The organism is Leisingera sp. M527, from assembly GCF_025141525.1.
Taxonomy (GTDB): Bacteria; Pseudomonadota; Alphaproteobacteria; order Rhodobacterales; family Rhodobacteraceae; genus Leisingera.
Genome location: NZ_CP081037.1, coordinates 2,508,870 through 2,524,679, shown reverse-complemented (window position 1 = coordinate 2,524,679; position 15,810 = coordinate 2,508,870). Strand labels below are relative to the sequence as shown.

Genomic DNA, 15,810 nt, shown 5'->3' with positions numbered 1-15,810 from the left:
AATCAAAAGCAGTACTCGCCACGAACTAGAAGAAGGCGGCCATGACACCTATGCCGATGCTTCCGATGTCAAATTCTATCATGCTACTCTGCTGCATCTTCTTGAGATAGTAGCGGAGGCCAATCCCTGCGCCGATTGCCGTGATGCCGGAGAGTAGTTTCAATACCGGCCAACCGAAATAGGCCGCAAGCGCAACAAAAAAAACAATCAGTAGAAAGGCGGGAAAGCTTGGTGGAGAAGCCAAGTCCTTTCCGAGCCAGCCGAAAGCTTTGGGCTGGTGTCTTTCTTCAGCTGCAGCGAAACGATGGTCCTTTTGTTTTGGAAGTGCATAGATCGGCGGCACACCCGAAAACAGGAACATGGCACTGACAGCATAGGCGCATCCAAAGGCGTAGATTTGGCCGGAGTAGGTCAGGACCTCATCAAAAAGCACCAAAGTCACCGCACTGCCTCAATCGGCCCCTCTGCGCGGCCGTGGATGAACTGCTCCATATAGGGGTCGCCTGACTGGTCCATTTCAGCCACCGGGCCTGTCCATTGGATCACCCCGCCGTGCAGCATCGCCACATTGTCGGCAATGGCGCGCACCGAGGTCATGTCGTGGGTGATGGTCATCGCCGTGGCACCCATCTCCACCACAATCTCGCGGATCAGGTCATTGATCACGCCCGACATGATCGGGTCGAGACCGGTGGTCGGCTCGTCAAAGAAGATGATCTCCGGCTCCGCCGCAATAGCGCGGGCGAGGCCTACACGTTTCTGCATGCCGCCTGACAGTTCAGCAGGCAGACGGTCGGCGACGTCTGATTTCAAACCCACCCGGCGCAGTTTCTCAATGGCGATCTCGCGGGCCTCATCCGCCGGGCGCTTCAGCGCGCCGCGCAGCAGGCGAAAGGCCACATTCTGCCAGACCGGCAGCGAGTCAAACAGCGCACCGCCCTGAAACAGCATCCCGAACCGCGCCAGGAACTTGTCGCGGTCGCCCTGGCCTGCAGGCCTGCCATCGACATAGATTTCACCGCTGTCCGGGGTGATCAGCCCCAGCACGCTTTTCAGCGCCACGGATTTCCCGGTGCCGGAACCGCCGATGATCACCATCGAGCTGCCCTTGGCGATTTCCAGGTTCATGCCGTTGAGCACAGCATTGTCGCCAAAGGATTTGCGGACGTTTTCCATGCGGATCATAGCGAGAAGAACACCCCTGTCAGGACAAAGTTGGCGGCCAGGATCAGCACTGCAGCGGATTCAACGGACCCTTTGGTGGCGCGGCCCACGCCCTGTGCGCCGCGGCCCGATTGCATGCCGTAATAGCAGCCCATCATCGCCGCGATGGTGCCAAAGGCGGCGCCTTTGACCAGTGACGAGATAATGTCCAGCGGCTCCAGGAAATCAACGGTGTTCTTCAGGTAGGCCGCGGAATTGAAGCCGAGGTTCTGCACCGCAACAGCATAGCCGCCCATGATCCCGATGATGTCGCCGACGCCGACCAGCACCGGCACGGTGATCAGCGCCGCCAGCACGCGGGGGGCGACCAGGTATTTCATCGGGTGGGTCGACAGCGTCACCAGCGCGTCGATCTGCTCGGTCACCTTCATGGTGGCGATCTCCGCCGCAATCGACGAGGTCACCCGCGCCGCGATCATCAGCCCGACCAGTACCGGGCCCAGCTCGCGCACCATGCCGATGGCGACGATCTGCGGCACCACCGCCTCGGCGTTAAAGCGCGCGCCGCCGGCATAGATTTGCAGCGCCAGCGCGCCGCCGGTGAAGACCGCGGTCAGGCCCACAACCGGCAGCGACAGCCAGCCGATGTTCAACAGCGCATTCAGCAGCTCGCGCGGGTAATAGGGCGGGCGGGCCATATGGCTGAACGCCCGCAGCGCAAACAGTGCTGCGCGGCCAACAGCGGCCAGCCCGGCCAGTGCTGCGCGGCCCAGCCGGGCCAGAAAGGCAATCGGGTTCATCCCTGATACGTCCGTGCATAGCGGTGACCGGTAGAGGTCAGAATCTCATAGCCGATGGTGCCGGCCGCATCGGCCAGCCGATCCACGGTCTGCTGCTCATTGAGGATCGACAGCGCCTCAGGTACCTCAGCCAGGTCGGTCACATCCACAGTGATCAGATCCATCGAGACCCGGCCCACCACGGGGCAGGGGGCGCGGCCCGCAAACACCTGGATACCGCCATTGCCCATCGCCCGGTGCAAACCGTCGGCATAGCCCGCGGCGACGGTGGCGATGCGGCTGGGGCGCTTGGCGGTCCAGCTGTTGCCGTAACCGGCAGTCTCACCCGGTTCCAGATCGCGCAGCTGAATGACCGGCAGGTCCAGCTGCACCACCGGCAGTGCGTCCGTGAACGGCAGCCCGCCATAAAGCCCGATACCGGGGCGGCAAAGGTCGAAATGGTATTCCGGCCCCAGCAGCATGCCGCCGGTCGCGGCCAGCGAGCGGGGGATTTCCAGCCCGTCGGTCATATCGCGGAAGGTCTGCAGCTGCTGCGCGTTCATCGCGTGGCCGGGCTCATCGGCGCAGGCCAGATGCGACATCAGCAGCACCGGATTCTGGCCCAGGGCGATCTCGGCCACTGCGGCCCATTCGCTGTGCTCCATTCCCAGCCGGTTCATGCCGCTGTCCAGCTGCACCCCGAACGGATGCCCCGGCAGCGCCTCGAAATGGCGCAGCATCTGGTCCAGCGAGTTCAGCATCGGCGTCAGCTGAAAATCCTTCAGCAGCTTGGTGTCGCCCGCCATATGGCCGGAAAACACCGAAATGCCGGGGCCGGGGCCAAGTGCGCGCCGCAGCGCGCCGCCTTCTTCCGCTGCCGCCACAAAGAAATTGCGCGCGCCCGCCTTGGCCAGTGCCTTGCCGACGCGGCCCGCATCCAGGCCATAGCCGTTCGCCTTGACCACGGCTGCGGTTTCGCAGGTGGTCAGCGCATCCAGATTCCGCCAGTTGGTGACCAGCGCATCCAGGTTGATTGTCAATCTTGCCGTGCTCATGCGGTGTTCATGACATGGGGAGACCGCAGGTCAAGTGGGAAAAACCGGAATGGCGGCAGAGCTCCGCCGCCATCAAACAAATAAGCCCGGTCCTGGGGGGCAGGACCGGGCCGGTGCCAAGGTGGTGACGGTCAAGTGATCGGCGTGTCCTTGGCATAGGCAAACCGGACTCCGGCCCAAACCGGCCTGGATCAGTAGTCTTCCTGCCCCTGCTGCCAGGCTTTGGCCAGGTTGCCAAAGCGGGTGAATTGCGCCTCAAATGTCAGGGTCACGGTGCCGATGGGACCGTGGCGCTGTTTGCCGACAATGACATCCGCCTTGCCGTGCAGGCTCTCCATCGCCTGCTTCCACTCTTCCATCCTGTCCAGCTCGTGATCGCCGGGCTTTTCCCGTTCTTTGTAGTATTCCTCGCGGAACACAAACATCACCACGTCGGCGTCCTGTTCGATTGAGCCGGATTCCCGCAGGTCCGACAGCTGCGGCCGTTTGTCTTCGCGGTTTTCCACCTGACGCGACAGCTGCGACAGCGCGATCACGGGGATGTTCAATTCCTTGGCAATCGCCTTCATCCCCATCGAGATTTCGGCAATCTCGTTCACCCGGTTTTCGGCCATGCCGCGGCACAGCTGCAGATAGTCGATCACCAGAAGGTCCAGCCCATGCGTCCGCTTCAGGCGCCGCGCCCGTGCGGCAAGCTGCGAAATCGGGATCGCCGGTGTGTCGTCAATAAACAGCGGGCAGCTTTCCAGATCCTTGGCCGCCTGCACAAAGCGGCGGAATTCGCCTTCGGTCATGTCACCCTGGCGGATCTTATGCGAGGAAATCTCAGACGCTTCCGCCAGAATACGCCCGGCCAGCTGCTCGGCGCTCATCTCAAGGCTGAAGAAGCCGACCACGCCGCCGTCCAGCGCGCCCTCCGAACCGTCGGGTTTTATCCCGCGTTTATAGGCCTTGGCGACGTTAAAGGCGATGTTGGTCGCCAGCGACGTCTTCCCCATAGAGGGGCGGCCCGCGAGGATCAGAAGGTCCGAGGGATGCAGGCCGCCAAGTTGTTTGTCGAGGTCCGTCAGGCCCGTCGAGATGCCGGCCATGCCGCCACCCCGCTGATACGCCTCGTTGGTCACATTAACCGCTTCTGTGACGGCTTTCAGGAACGACTTGAAACCGCTTTCGGTCTGGCCCTGTTCGGCCAGCTGATACAGCGATTGTTCTGCTTCAACGATCTGCTCTTTAGGTTCTGATGCCACGTCAACGCGGCGCGCCTTTTCTGCAATGCTGTGGCCCAGGGCGATCAGCTCGCGCCGGATCGCCAGGTCGTAGATCATCTGTGCGTAATCCCGCACCGCGAAGGCCGAGATCGACGCGCCGGCAAGCTTGGCCAGATAGGCCGGGCCGCCCAGCTCCTTCAGCCCCTCGTGGTCTTCCAGAAACGCCTTCAGCGTGACGGGCGAGGCCAGCGCGTTCTTGGAGATCCGCGCCGCGGCCACTTCATAGATCCGGGCATGCACCGGATCATAGAAATGCGACGAGTCGATGATCAGCGCGATCTTGTCATAGACCTCGTTGTTGGTCAGGATCGCACCCAAGAGCTGCTGTTCCGCCTCCACCGAATGCGGCAGTTCATTGTCCGGCATCGCAGATTGCGGTGCGGCAGGCTCCGGCATCGGGGCCGGAGGCGGCATATCGCCGTCGAAAGGGGTAATTTCGTTCATCACTGCTCTCGTCACTAAGCCCGCCTTATAGGGCGCCAAGGGCGTTTCTCCTATCTGGGAATCTCTGTGGATCCCTTGTGGATATCCGCACGGGGCCTGTGGGCTGTTTACCGGAATGGCCAGCATGCCTGCCCTATGCAGACTATATGATGTGGCGCGATCTGGGAAGAATTCTATATCTGCATTTCAATTGGCGCAGAATATGATTCGAGGCGGCTTTGTCCACAGGCCGCCCCGTAACGCTTTCCCTGGCGTTAAGCGGATTTATGCGCGTCCTGCCAGGCGCGCGGATCCTTCAGGAAGGTTTCCACCTCATCCAGCGTCTCGGTACTGAAGGCGCCTTGCGCGCGGGCTTCGGCCAGCACATCCCACCAGGTGCACAGATAGTGCAGTTCCACCCCGTGATCGCCCAGCGTCTTGGTGGTTTCCGGGAAGATGTCGTAATAGAAAATCACTGCGGTGTGGCCGCAGCTGGCTCCGGTCTCGCGGATCGCATCGACAAACGACAGTTTCGATCCGCCATCGGTGGTCAGGTCCTCGACCAGCAGCACCCGTTCGCCTTCGCTCATCGCGCCCTCGATGCGGGCGTTCTTGCCATAGCCCTTGGGCTTCTTGCGCACATAGGTCATCGGCAGCGCCATGCGTTCGGCGACCAGGGCAGCAAAGGGAATGCCCGCAGTCTCACCGCCGGCGATATTGTCAAACGCCTCAAACCCGGCATTGCGCATCACGGTCACGGTCATGAAATCCATCAGCGTCGAGCGGATGCGCGGAAAGGAGATCAGCTTGCGGCAGTCGATATAGCTGGGCGAGGGCAGGCCGGACGCCAGCGTGTAGGGCGTTTCGGTATTAAAGTTCACTGCGCCGATTTCCAGCAGCATCCGGGCCGAAAGGCGGGCGATTTCTTCTTGAGACGGATAGGACGAGGGGATCATGGCGGCAGGCATCCTTTGCGGCAGCGGTTTTGCTGTCCTTAAACCGGAACGCCGCCGGTTTGAACCCCCGGTGAAAGGCAGCAGGCCAACGCTGCCCTCTGTTGTTCAGATCAGACCAAGTTCCATTCCAGCGGGGCTGGGTAGTCTTCGCAGCCCCAGAGTTTTTCAACAATGGGGGTAGGGGTGTCGATGCCGGCGGGCTGCTTGCCTGAAACGAGCACAGGCTCCCATTCGAGCAATTCAAAATTGAAATCCGTTTCGTCCAGATCCGCCAGCTGCACATCTTTCAGCGTGATGGTGTTGCCGTGTGCGTCCTCGATCACGACGTTTTCGCCGTCCTCGCGAATGTGGTTGTCCAGCAGATCGGTCAAATCCGTGATGCTGGACACCGTGCTCAGGTCAATCTTTTCACCGCTGCTGGAGGCATCAAAGTCGGTAATGATGTCGTCGCCAAACACGTCAAAAAACACAAAAGTGTCGTCGCCTGATCCGCCGGTCAAAAGATCATCGCCATAGCCGCCGTCCAGCTTGTCCCGCCCGGAGCCGCCATGCAGGGTATCGTACCCTGCACCGCCATCCAGCGTATCCCGGCCTTTGCCGCCTTTCAGCGCGTCGTCCCCCCTTCCGCCATCCAGGCTGTCCCTGCCTCTGCCGCCGTTCAGCCTGTCTTCGCCCCTTTGGCCGGACAACGTGTCATCGCCTGAATTTCCGGCCAGCTTGTCGCTGCCGGACCCGCCTTTCACAACGTCGTCGCCCGCGCCGCCTTTGATGGTGTCAGCCCCGGCACCGCCCTTCAGCGTATCATCCCGGCCGGTTCCGATGAGCCTGTCGTGTTGCGAAACGTCCACGGTGCCAAGGGCCCACTCCAGGACTTGACCGGGCTGCAGGGAGGTGGTGACAGGGGACCGCTGCGTGATCGAGCCTTCAAAGGCCGCGTAGTCGCTGTAACTGCCGATCTCCGGCAGCGGATCGCCGCTCAGCGCATAAACAGCCTGGTGAACACTCATACTGTGTATTGTCAGAACCACGGTCTTGCCGCCGTCCCACGAAATTTCTGACAGCGAATATCCTGTGTCCAGCGTGTCATAGTGGGTTCCGTCAGCGGCCTCGCCTTGGGTCCGCGTCAGGCCGGAAACGTGATCACCGGGTTCGATATCAACCTTGTCTTCGTGAACCCGGGTTGGCGAAAACGTAAACCCTTCGCCATCCGGAACCGTCAGTCTGAGTTTCAGGCCGGTCTGCACCCATCCCCCCCCGGCAGGATCGAACAAAGAAAATTTGCCGACGCCGAAGCCTGAAAGCGTATAGGTCGTCATACGTGTTCACCTCAAAAAGAACTTATTTTAATCAAAGTTGAAACTACACTTGCCAGCTCGTCTTTCAGGTGTAAAGCGCCGGCTGATTGGAATAGTGAACAAAAGGCCCGTGCCGGAGCACAGGCCTTTTTTCTGTTTTTCGCCGCTGACTTTTCAGGCCGGCACCTGCGGTTCGGGGTCAGAACAGAAAGTCGTTGCCGGACAGGTCTGCCACCGCGATGTCTTCCAGGGTGATTGTATTGCCGCGGTTGTCGCTGATCACCGCATCGCCGTCATCGTTTTCGGACAGATGGTTGTTCTTTAGATCGCGGAAATGCTTGATGGTTGTGACATCAGACAGGTCGATCTTTTCCTTGCGCCCGGCCGTCGAGAAGTCAGATACCGTGTCGTCACCAAAAGTGCCTTTGAAAATGAACCGGTCAGCACCGCCTTCGCCGGACAGCAGATCGTTGCCGCCGTCACCATTGATCCTGTCCTTGCCGCTGCCGCCAAAAACCGTGTCGTTGCCGCCCTTGCCGGACAGGGTGTCATTGCCGCCCAGTCCCATAATGCGGTTGCCGGTGCTGCTGCCGGTAATCTTGTCGCCGCTGTCAGTGCCGCGCGCGTTTTCGATGCTTTTCAGCGTGTCGCGGTCGCCAAAGCCGTCAATGGCAAAGCCTTTGGACAGGTTGACAGTTGCGCCGTCCTCGCCGCCATAGCGTTCGTCGCGGTCGTAACGGACCTCGTCCCGGCCTCCGCGGCCGTTGATCGTGTCATCGCCTGCCAGTCCGCGAAAGAAGTTACGTTTGCCATTTCCCGACAGATCGTCATCAAAGGCGGAGCCGCGCAGCATTTCTATGCTGCGCAAAGTGTCAGTGTCGCCCCAGCCGTCTGTTGCCTTACCGGTTTTCAGGTTGGCGGTGACACCGCCGGGGTCATTATTGAAGGTGACCTGGTCATATTTGCTTCCAGAACCATTATAACGGTCATTGCCTTCGGAGCTGATGAAATAGTCATCAGCTCCGGTGCCGGTCAAAGTGTCGTTGCCGGAGGTGCCGACATAAGTGTCTTCTTCACTGACAGTAGAATGGGTGAATGTGGACCATGGTATATCCGCGCCCGGTGCAAAACTGCCTGTCGGATCCATAAGGCTGGTGATAGAGTCATTTACACTGATCCACTCTTGCAAAGTTCCGATTGCAGGGAAAGCAGGGCCGTCCAAATGGAAGATGTAATCGGTGTCCGAGTTGGGTCCGGTCTCTTCAGCGACAATCAGTACAATGCTGGTGCCGCCGGACCATGTGACGCTGGTAATCAGTGTTTCATACCCGGGCGCGTCCGTTGAATGGTCGTAAATCCTGCCTTCAATTCTCAGCTGCCGGATGCCGCCAGTCAGGCTGATTTCAGCGACATTGTCTTCCTGGTGGCCGGTTATCGTATAGCTGAATGTGGTTGATGCAGATGGCACTACCACTTCGGCCTGAATGGCGCTTGCGGCTGCAATGTCGTCACCAGAATAGTCGACCCGGATACCGCGGAGTGAAAATGTCGTCATTATCAGCCTCATTACATTGAACTGTCTGCCTGTGCGGCAAACTTTTGAAATCGGCTGAGAGCGTCTTTAGATTGCGGTCGCAATGCAAGCGGCGGACTGGAGATTGTTCATGTTTCGTTAACAGGTGTTGTAATGGCGCTATAGTCGCAGTTTTTGGCAAATGGCCCGGTCCGGCCCGCGCAGCAGCCTGCTTTGCGGGCCGGGTCTGTCATTTTGCGACTTTCCAGTAAACATCAAACCCCGGCTGAAACACCGTCACCGGTCCCTCACGGGTTTCGATCTTTTCGGGAAATTCCACAGCCGCGTCCGATTTGCTTAAGCTCAGCATCTCGCCGCTCACTGGCAGGCCGTAGAACTCCGGACCGTTTTTCGAGGCAAAGCCCGCCAGCTTGTCCAGCGCGCCTTTCTCTTCAAACACATGCGCCAGAAGGGACATGGTGTTGGTGGCAGTGAAACAGCCGGCGCAGCCGCAGCCGCTTTCCTTGTTTGGATCGGTATGCGGCGCGGAATCGGTGCCCAGAAAGAACCGCGCATCGCCCGAAGTGGCGGCAGCGCGCAACGCCAGACGGTGCTCTTCGCGCTTGGCGACCGGCAGGCAATAGTAATGCGGCTTGATGCCGCCCACCAGGATGTGGTTGCGATTGATGATCAGATGGTGCGTGGTGATCGTCGCCCCTAGATCTGCGGCGTTGGATTTCACATAGTCCACACCGTTCTTGGTGGTGATATGCTCCATCACCACGCGCAGTCCGGGGGTGGATTTGCGGATCGGGTCCAGCACCCGGTCGATGAATACGGCCTCGCGGTCGAAAATGTCGATGTCCGCATCTGTGACTTCGCCGTGCACACACAGCGGCAGGCCGATCCCGGCCATCTTTTCCAGCACGCCGCGCACCTTGTCGAAGTCGCTGACGCCCGAGGCCGAATTGGTGGTGGCGCCGGCCGGGTACAGCTTTACCGCCTTGACCAGCCCGCTGGCGTGCGCCGCGGCAACATCCGCGGGGTCGGTGTCCTCGGTCAGGTACAGCGTCATCAAGGGCTCAAACGCCATGCCATTGGGCAGCGCGGCCAGAATGCGGTCGCGATAAGCGGCGGCCTGACCAGCGGTTACCACCGGCGGCACCAGGTTCGGCATGATGATTGCGCGGCCGAAATGGCGGGCGGTTTCGGGCAGCACGGCCTCCAGCATCGCGCCATCGCGCAGATGCAGGTGCCAGTCGTCGGGGCGGGGGATGGTCAGCGTCTGGGTCATGCCGTCCGCCTAGCACAGAGGCGGGCAGAAAAGAAGCGGCTGAATGCGCCCGGGGCAGGCGCTGCTCAGGGTTTGGCAGGAAAGATGAACTCGCCTTCTTCGGCGCGGGTTTGCAATTCCTGCAGGCGGCGGCGGAACCTCGGGGCCCGCATCCGCTCGGTCACATTGCGGCACAATAGCGCCATCAGGAACGGGCGGTCCTGCCGTTCCAGGTTTTTCAGCAGATTGCGCAGGAAGAAAGAATTGTTGCGGCGGCTGCGCAGCAGCTTGTGAAAGGCGCCGCCGGTCAGCTTGCGGCTGCCTGCCAGCGACAGGATGTGGTACAGCATCTCCATCTCGATCAGCCGGGTCTGCACCGCATCGCCCAGATGCGCAGCCCTGAGCCGGGTCACGTTCTTGCGCGCAAACAGCGCGGCATGCATGGCGTCCAGCTGTTCCCGCGGGTCATAGATCACATAGGCCTGATCAGCGGCGTCCAGCATGTCAGGCGCATAGCCATAGCGGTCGGTGAAGGACAGGCGCCGCATATCGGCAAACCGGTCATCCCATTCGGTCATCCGCGGGTCCAGCGTCGCCTGCGGCTGCACCGCGACCACCACCGCACCCGGCGAGGCCACCGAATAGGCCGCCGCTGCATAACCGCAGGGGCCCGCGCCATAAAAGATCACTTTGTCGAACTCGTCGAAAAAACCGTCGTCGATCAGCTGATCGAAAAAGCCATAGATACGGCCTTCGCGGAACCAGGTGTCACCGTCCGACACCACGCACATATGCGACCAGCCCAGGTTCTTCACCAGGTCAAACCCCAGCGGCTGCGCCTGATCCGACAGGTTGTGAATGCCCTGCATGGTTTCAAACGTCACCAAGAGCGTGTTGCCCTGGTCGATGAATGTGGCGAAATGCTTGTCGCCAAGCGGCTGGAACATGCCATGCTCTTCGGCCAAAGCCGCCATCCGGGCTTTCCACTGGGCCGGCTTCAGCCCGGAAAGGTCTTCATCCAGATTTTCAAGTCCGTCCTGCATGCCTGCTGTCCTCTTTGCCCCAAAGGGGTCCTGCCTGCTGTTTGGATTTACATTTAGGTGACAATTAAGGCCAAAATTGGAAAAACCCATGCCTGAATGAGGCGGCGCGCGGTTCTTTCGGCGGCCTTTTGCCTGGGTCGGCAGCTGTGCCTCAGCTGCTGTCCTCCGGGGGCTGCGGAGCGGCTTGGTCCGGAATGGCAAAGCTGCGCAGCAGATCAGCGGCTGCCGGGCTTATCGGGCGGGCAGGGGGCGTCATCAGCAGCCGCGCAAACAGCGCCCGATAGGGTTCCTGTGTCATCAGCCCGGCAAACCGGGCATGGCGCCAGGCTACAGCCCCGCGGTGCAGCCGGGCCAGTTCCGGATCCTCCATCAGCCCGGCCTGAAGACCTGCGCAGTCTGTGCCGTAACGGGCGATGGAGGTATCCTCGGCGCTGCAATAATTGCGCTCAACCCAGTAATCCATGCCCAGCTCCGCCTGCCGGTTGACCCTTCCGCGGTCGGCCTTCAGCACATAGCTCTCCATCGCCCCCAGCGGGTAGTGATTCAGCTGCGCCAGCCGTCCGTTGGGCTGGCCGTAGTTGGAAAACAGCCGTTTGGTCTTGAACGCCTTGCCCAGTTCGCGGCCTTCACAATCATACCAGCGGAAGCTGTCCAGCAGTGCTGCGCTGCGGATATCGCGGGGCCGGTGAACCCCGCATTTCCGGTAGGTGCCGTCATTGCGATACAGCGTCTTGAACATCACCGCCCGCCAGGGCCAGTGAATGACCTCCGGCGCGCAACGGGTGAATTGCGCGGTCACCGGCGCATCCTTATACCGCACGGCGCCTGCGTTGCCGAACAGCCGCCAGGTCAGCGTCACCGCATCGGCCTCAGGCAGCGCTGCCAGCAGTTCCGCCACGGTTCCATCGCCGGTCTTGATGCAGACAAACTCGTCAATATCCAGCACCAGCACCCAATCGGCCTGCTTCATCAGCGGATGCCGGTCGGCCTGCTTCAATGCGGTGAACTGAATGCCGCCCTTGTCATACGGGCCTTCATTGCGGACATGGACCAGCTGCCCCATGTCCTGCAACCGGCCCAGCATGTGATCGGTGCCGTCCTGGCAATCGTTTGAAAACACCAGGAAATCAGTAAAGCCCGCAGCCCGGTGATGGGCCAGCCACTCCAGCAGAAACGCGCCCTCATTGCGCACGCAAAGGACGGCCAGAACCCGCATCCCCTAGCGCCTTTGATCCTGGCCGCTCGGGCCGGCGTGTTTGCGAAAAACGCGGTGCATGGCTGGCGTTCCTGTCTCTGTCCTCTTGCCCTGGCCGTCTGCAGGGTCTTCCCGCGGCAGTTTTACCCGGCAGGCCCGGTTATTCAACCGCCGCCGTCAGCCCCGCCGCCAAAGCGCCGCCGCAGCGTCGCCGCACCACGCGGCTTGACCGATGCCGCCCCGCATGGCCTGTTGGCCGGGCAAGGGGAGGCACAACATGCAGCAGGCGCAATCCATCGGTCAAGTCCAGCAGATGCTCTCGGAGCAGGGCTATATCTGCGGCAGGTCTCTGGCCACCGTGGTGTTCCTGTCGCTGAAACTGGGCCGCCCGCTGTTTCTGGAGGGCGAGGCCGGCACCGGCAAAACCGAGATCGCCAAGGCCATTGCCGCCGCACTGGGCCGCCGCCTGATCCGGCTGCAATGCTACGAGGGGCTGGACGCCGCCAGCGCCGTCTATGAATGGAACTTCGCCGCCCAGATGGTCGCCATCCGCACCGCCGAGGCCGCTGGCAGCGCAGACCGCGCGGCGCTGCAGAACGAATTGTTCTCCGCCGATTACCTGATTGAACGCCCGCTGCTGCAGGCGATGCGCCCGGACGAACACGGCGCCCCGGTTTTGCTGATCGACGAGCTGGACCGCACCGATGAACCGTTTGAGGCTTTCCTCTTGGAGGCGCTCAGCGATTTCCAGGTCACCATCCCCGAGCTTGGCACCATCCAGGCGCCGGAACCGCCGATTGTCATCCTCACCTCCAACCGCACACGGGAAGTGCATGACGCGTTGAAACGCCGCTGTCTTTATCATTGGGTCGACTACCCGGATTTCCCCCGCGAGATTGAAATCCTCAACGCCCGCGCGCCCGGGGCCAGCCAGCAGCTCAGCCGCGAGATCGTCGCCTTCGTGCAATCTTTGCGCACCGAAGACCTGTTCAAGAAACCGGGTGTTGCGGAAACACTCGACTGGGCCAATTGTCTTCTAGCGCTCGACGTCATCACTCTCAGCCCCGAGGTGATCGCCGACACCCTCGGCGCAATCCTCAAATACCAGGATGATATCGCCCGCCTGCACGGCTCCGAGGCCAAACGCATCCTGGATCAGGCCCGGGCAAGCCTGGATGCGGCCTGATGGTTCATCTTTCCAGAAATACTCCGGGGGTTTGGGGGCAGAGCCCCCATGAGCTGCCCTAGTGCCTGACACTCCGCCGCTCCCCCTGCCGGACCACCCCAAGCTGGTCCGCAACATCACTCATTTCGCCCGCGCCCTGCGCAAGGCCGGCCTGCCGATCGGTCCGGGCCGTGTGCTGGGTGCGGTGCGGGCGGTGGCCGCCGCGGGCTTCACCAGCCGCACGGATTTCTACTGGGCCTTGCACGCCTGTTTCGTGACCAAGCCCGAGCAACGGGCGGCCTTCGCCCAGGTCTTCCGCCTGTTCTGGCGCGACCCGCGCTATCTGGAACACATGATGGCCGCCATGCTGCCTGCGATCCGCGGCGTGCAGGAGGACCGCGCCGCAAAACCGGCGGAAAAGCGGGCGGCAGAGGCGCTGCTGGACGGTATGCGGGACCAGCCGGAGACACCGGACAATGATGAGGACGGCACCGAGGTTGAGGTGGACACCACCCTCACCATGTCAGCCGAAGAACGCCTCAGAACCCTCGATTTCGAACAGATGAGCACGTCGGAGATCGCCGCCGCCAAACGCATCCTTGCACAGCTCACCCTGCCGGTGACACCGATCCAGTCGCGGCGGCTGATGGCATCGCCGCAAGGGACACGTCCGGACTGGCGCCGCACGTTGCGCAATGCAGCCCGCCAGGGCGGCGAATTGCAGCAGATCGCCCGCGTCAGTCGCCGCATCCGCTGGCCCAATCTGGTGGTGCTCTGCGATATCTCCGGCTCGATGAGCCAGTACAGCCGCATCATCCTGCATTTCCTGCACGCCGCCGCCAATGCAAATGGGCAAGGCTGGGCGCGGGTGCATGGCTTCACTTTCGGCACCAGACTGACGAATATCACCCGCCATCTGCATCAGCGCGACGTCGACGCGGCCCTGGCCGCCGCGGGCGCCGAGGCGCAGGACTGGGAGGGCGGCACCCGGATCGGCGACTGCCTGCACGCCTTCAACCGCGACTGGTCGCGGCGTGTCATGGGGCAGGGGGCGGTGGTGCTTTTGATCACCGACGGGCTGGACCGCGGCGACCCGGAGGCTTTGGCCCGCGAGATGCAGCGGCTGCAGCTGTCATCGCGCCGCCTGATCTGGCTGAACCCCTTGTTGCGCTGGGACGGTTTTGCCCCAAAGGCGCAGGGCATCCGCGCCATGCTGCCCTATACCGACAGCTTCCGCGCCGGCCACTCCATCGCCTCGCTGCAGGATCTGGCACAGGTGATCTCCAGCCCTTCTGATGCGGGTGAAAAGGCGCGGCTGATGGCAATGCTCGGTTAACAAATTCCATAAATGGAATGTCACTTGATCTGGATCAATCCGCTCCCCGCTTCCATGTTGCATTCTGAAATCTGAATGTAACGTGCGAAAGGAGCTGACATGTCCCTCAACTGGAAAGCCGGAGGCCTCTTGCTGGGGCTGGTGTTCTTTCTGGCGGTGCTGCTGGTCAAACCCATCGGGGTTTCAACGCAATTTGTGATCCTGGACGGCATTATCGCAGATGCGGTGTTCCCAGGACTGGTGACAGAAACCGCCGAAGGCACCACCTCCACCAACGCCTATTTGGCAAAATCGGACGGCAAATACGCCAAGGCCGTCGCCAGCCCGCTCAATTACAGCTTTGTCTTTGTGCTGGCGATGGCGCTGGGCGGGCTGGTCTCTGCCAAGCTGCGCGGCGGCATCCCGCAGGCTGAGCGGACAATCCCCGCGCTCTGGCGCGCCAACTTCGGTGGCTGCCGGATGAAACGCTACGCCGCGGCTTTCCTGGGCGGCTTCATCGTACTGTACGGCGCGCGCCTCGCAGGCGGCTGTACCTCGGGGCACATGATGTCCGGCATGATGCAAACCGCGCTCTCTGGCTATATCTTCGCGGCCGGAGCCTTTGCGGCTGCCATCCCCGTCTCGCTGCTGCTGTTCCAAAAGGAGGCCTGAGCCATGACAATCATCTTATTGGCAATTGTGACCGGTGCCGCCTTTGGTGCGGTGCTGGACCGGATCGGAGCGTCGAACCCTGGCTTTATCGGCAAGATGCTGAACCTCACCAATCTGGACCTGGCCAAATCCATCCTGCTGGCAATCGGCACCGGCTCGGTGCTGATGTTCGGCGGCCAGATGGCGGGGCTGGTCGATGTCGGCCATATGTCGGTCAAGGCGGCCTATGCCGGTGTTTTCATCGGCGGGCTGATGCTGGGTGCCGGCTGGGCGCTGTCGGGCTATTGCCCCGGCACCGGCGTTGTCGCCGCCGCTTCGGGCCGCAAGGACGCGCTGTTTTTTATCGCAGGGGGGCTGCTGGGCGCGGCGGCCTATATGGCGACCTATCCGTCGTGGAAGGCCAGCGGCATGCTGGACAATTTCGCGGGCGGCAAGGTGACATTGGGCGCAGTTCCCGGCGCCAAATACGAGGGGCTGATGGCGCTGCCCGGCGATCTGCTGGGCATCATTTTGGGCCTTGGTTTCATCGCACTGGCCTTTGCCCTGCCACAGCGGCTGGTGCCGCAAAAGGCTGAACTGCAGCCGGCGGAATAACCACCGCACCCAAGCAAGCCCCAAGCGCCCGCCCGTTCCGGCGGGCGTTTTCTGTTTGGACGCCGCAACTTCCCGCTTGAAACCAAGGCTGCAAACCCCG

At 61.6% G+C, this 15,810-nt stretch carries 15 protein-coding genes; 4 read left to right on the top strand and 11 right to left on the bottom strand.

Going from position 1 to position 15,810, the window contains the following annotated elements; genetic code table 11:
• Positions 1 to 25: 25 nt before the first annotated feature.
• From K3555_RS12620 to K3555_RS12570, 11 genes are all read right to left on the bottom strand, one after another.
• Positions 26 to 442 carry a hypothetical protein gene (locus K3555_RS12620; RefSeq protein ID WP_260005433.1) on the bottom strand — a complete coding sequence of 139 codons (417 nt, stop codon included), beginning with the start codon at positions 440 to 442 and terminating at the stop codon, positions 26 to 28.
• Complete coding sequence (locus K3555_RS12615) at positions 439 to 1,185, bottom strand: ABC transporter ATP-binding protein (RefSeq protein ID WP_260005431.1); 747 nt, start codon at positions 1,183 to 1,185, stop codon at positions 439 to 441. Before K3555_RS12615 ends, K3555_RS12620 begins: the two co-directional genes overlap by 4 nt.
• The gene (locus tag K3555_RS12610; RefSeq protein ID WP_260005425.1) at positions 1,182 to 1,964 is read right to left on the bottom strand and encodes an ABC transporter permease; all 783 of its coding nucleotides are present in this window, start codon (positions 1,962 to 1,964) and stop codon (positions 1,182 to 1,184) included. Before K3555_RS12610 ends, K3555_RS12615 begins: the two co-directional genes overlap by 4 nt.
• The gene (gene alr / locus K3555_RS12605; RefSeq protein WP_260005424.1) at positions 1,961 to 2,998 is read right to left on the bottom strand and encodes an alanine racemase; all 1,038 of its coding nucleotides are present in this window, start codon (positions 2,996 to 2,998) and stop codon (positions 1,961 to 1,963) included. The genes K3555_RS12610 and alr overlap by 4 nt, the downstream gene beginning before the upstream one ends.
• Positions 2,999 to 3,189: 191 nt before the next feature.
• Entirely contained in the window at positions 3,190 to 4,710 is a 1,521-nt protein-coding gene (locus tag K3555_RS12600; protein WP_259985419.1) for a replicative DNA helicase, read from the bottom strand.
• A 254-nt stretch (positions 4,711 to 4,964) separates the two neighbouring features.
• Positions 4,965 to 5,645 (bottom strand): orotate phosphoribosyltransferase, encoded by a 681-nt coding sequence (locus tag K3555_RS12595; protein WP_129371342.1) that lies wholly within the window; start codon positions 5,643 to 5,645, stop codon positions 4,965 to 4,967.
• A 110-nt stretch (positions 5,646 to 5,755) separates the two neighbouring features.
• Positions 5,756 to 6,961 (bottom strand): calcium-binding protein, encoded by a 1,206-nt coding sequence (locus K3555_RS12590; RefSeq protein ID WP_260005423.1) that lies wholly within the window; start codon positions 6,959 to 6,961, stop codon positions 5,756 to 5,758.
• Positions 6,962 to 7,139: 178 nt separating this feature from the next.
• Positions 7,140 to 8,495 carry a calcium-binding protein gene (locus K3555_RS12585; protein ID WP_260005421.1) on the bottom strand — a complete coding sequence of 452 codons (1,356 nt, stop codon included), beginning with the start codon at positions 8,493 to 8,495 and terminating at the stop codon, positions 7,140 to 7,142.
• Between the two features lie 208 nt (positions 8,496 to 8,703).
• Positions 8,704 to 9,747 carry a dihydroorotase gene (gene pyrC / locus K3555_RS12580; protein WP_260005420.1) on the bottom strand — a complete coding sequence of 348 codons (1,044 nt, stop codon included), beginning with the start codon at positions 9,745 to 9,747 and terminating at the stop codon, positions 8,704 to 8,706.
• A gap of 65 nt (positions 9,748 to 9,812) precedes the next feature.
• Positions 9,813 to 10,769 (bottom strand): phosphoadenosine phosphosulfate reductase, encoded by a 957-nt coding sequence (locus K3555_RS12575; RefSeq protein WP_259985409.1) that lies wholly within the window; start codon positions 10,767 to 10,769, stop codon positions 9,813 to 9,815.
• Between the two features lie 151 nt (positions 10,770 to 10,920).
• Entirely contained in the window at positions 10,921 to 11,985 is a 1,065-nt protein-coding gene (locus K3555_RS12570) for a glycosyltransferase family 2 protein (RefSeq protein WP_260005419.1), read from the bottom strand.
• Positions 11,986 to 12,241: 256 nt separating this feature from the next.
• On the opposite strand from K3555_RS12570, the gene K3555_RS12565 reads away from it, so the two are divergent.
• From K3555_RS12565 to K3555_RS12550, 4 genes are all read left to right on the top strand, one after another.
• On the top strand, positions 12,242 to 13,150 hold the full coding sequence (locus K3555_RS12565; RefSeq protein ID WP_260005417.1) for a MoxR family ATPase: 909 nt from the start codon (positions 12,242 to 12,244) through the stop codon (positions 13,148 to 13,150).
• 61 nt (positions 13,151 to 13,211) lie between these two features.
• Positions 13,212 to 14,465 carry a VWA domain-containing protein gene (locus tag K3555_RS12560; protein WP_260005415.1) on the top strand — a complete coding sequence of 418 codons (1,254 nt, stop codon included), beginning with the start codon at positions 13,212 to 13,214 and terminating at the stop codon, positions 14,463 to 14,465.
• 99 nt (positions 14,466 to 14,564) lie between these two features.
• Positions 14,565 to 15,116, top strand: coding sequence for a YeeE/YedE family protein (locus K3555_RS12555; RefSeq protein WP_260005414.1), 552 nt, complete (start codon positions 14,565 to 14,567; stop codon positions 15,114 to 15,116).
• Positions 15,117 to 15,119: 3 nt separating this feature from the next.
• A complete protein-coding gene (locus tag K3555_RS12550; protein ID WP_260005412.1) occupies positions 15,120 to 15,710 on the top strand; it encodes a YeeE/YedE family protein in 591 nt (196 codons plus the stop codon).
• Positions 15,711 to 15,810 lie beyond the last annotated feature (100 nt).

Bases quoted from the DNA above. Each gene is read 5' to 3' on its own strand.
- K3555_RS12615 (WP_260005431.1), bottom strand. From the start codon at position 1,185: ATGATCCGCATGGAAAACGTCCGCAAATCCTTTGGCGACAATGCTGTG.
- K3555_RS12610 (WP_260005425.1), bottom strand. From the start codon at position 1,964: ATGAACCCGATTGCCTTTCTGGCCCGGCTGGGCCGCGCAGCACTGGCC.
- alr (WP_260005424.1), bottom strand. From the start codon at position 2,998: ATGAGCACGGCAAGATTGACAATCAACCTGGATGCGCTGGTCACCAAC.
- K3555_RS12600 (WP_259985419.1), bottom strand. From the start codon at position 4,710: ATGAACGAAATTACCCCTTTCGACGGCGATATGCCGCCTCCGGCCCCG.
- K3555_RS12595 (WP_129371342.1), bottom strand. From the start codon at position 5,645: ATGATCCCCTCGTCCTATCCGTCTCAAGAAGAAATCGCCCGCCTTTCG.
- K3555_RS12590 (WP_260005423.1), bottom strand. From the start codon at position 6,961: ATGACGACCTATACGCTTTCAGGCTTCGGCGTCGGCAAATTTTCTTTG.
- K3555_RS12585 (WP_260005421.1), bottom strand. From the start codon at position 8,495: ATGACGACATTTTCACTCCGCGGTATCCGGGTCGACTATTCTGGTGAC.
- pyrC (WP_260005420.1), bottom strand. From the start codon at position 9,747: ATGACCCAGACGCTGACCATCCCCCGCCCCGACGACTGGCACCTGCAT.
- K3555_RS12575 (WP_259985409.1), bottom strand. From the start codon at position 10,769: ATGCAGGACGGACTTGAAAATCTGGATGAAGACCTTTCCGGGCTGAAG.
- K3555_RS12570 (WP_260005419.1), bottom strand. From the start codon at position 11,985: ATGCGGGTTCTGGCCGTCCTTTGCGTGCGCAATGAGGGCGCGTTTCTG.
- K3555_RS12565 (WP_260005417.1), top strand. From the start codon at position 12,242: ATGCAGCAGGCGCAATCCATCGGTCAAGTCCAGCAGATGCTCTCGGAG.
- K3555_RS12555 (WP_260005414.1), top strand. From the start codon at position 14,565: ATGTCCCTCAACTGGAAAGCCGGAGGCCTCTTGCTGGGGCTGGTGTTC.
- K3555_RS12550 (WP_260005412.1), top strand. From the start codon at position 15,120: ATGACAATCATCTTATTGGCAATTGTGACCGGTGCCGCCTTTGGTGCG.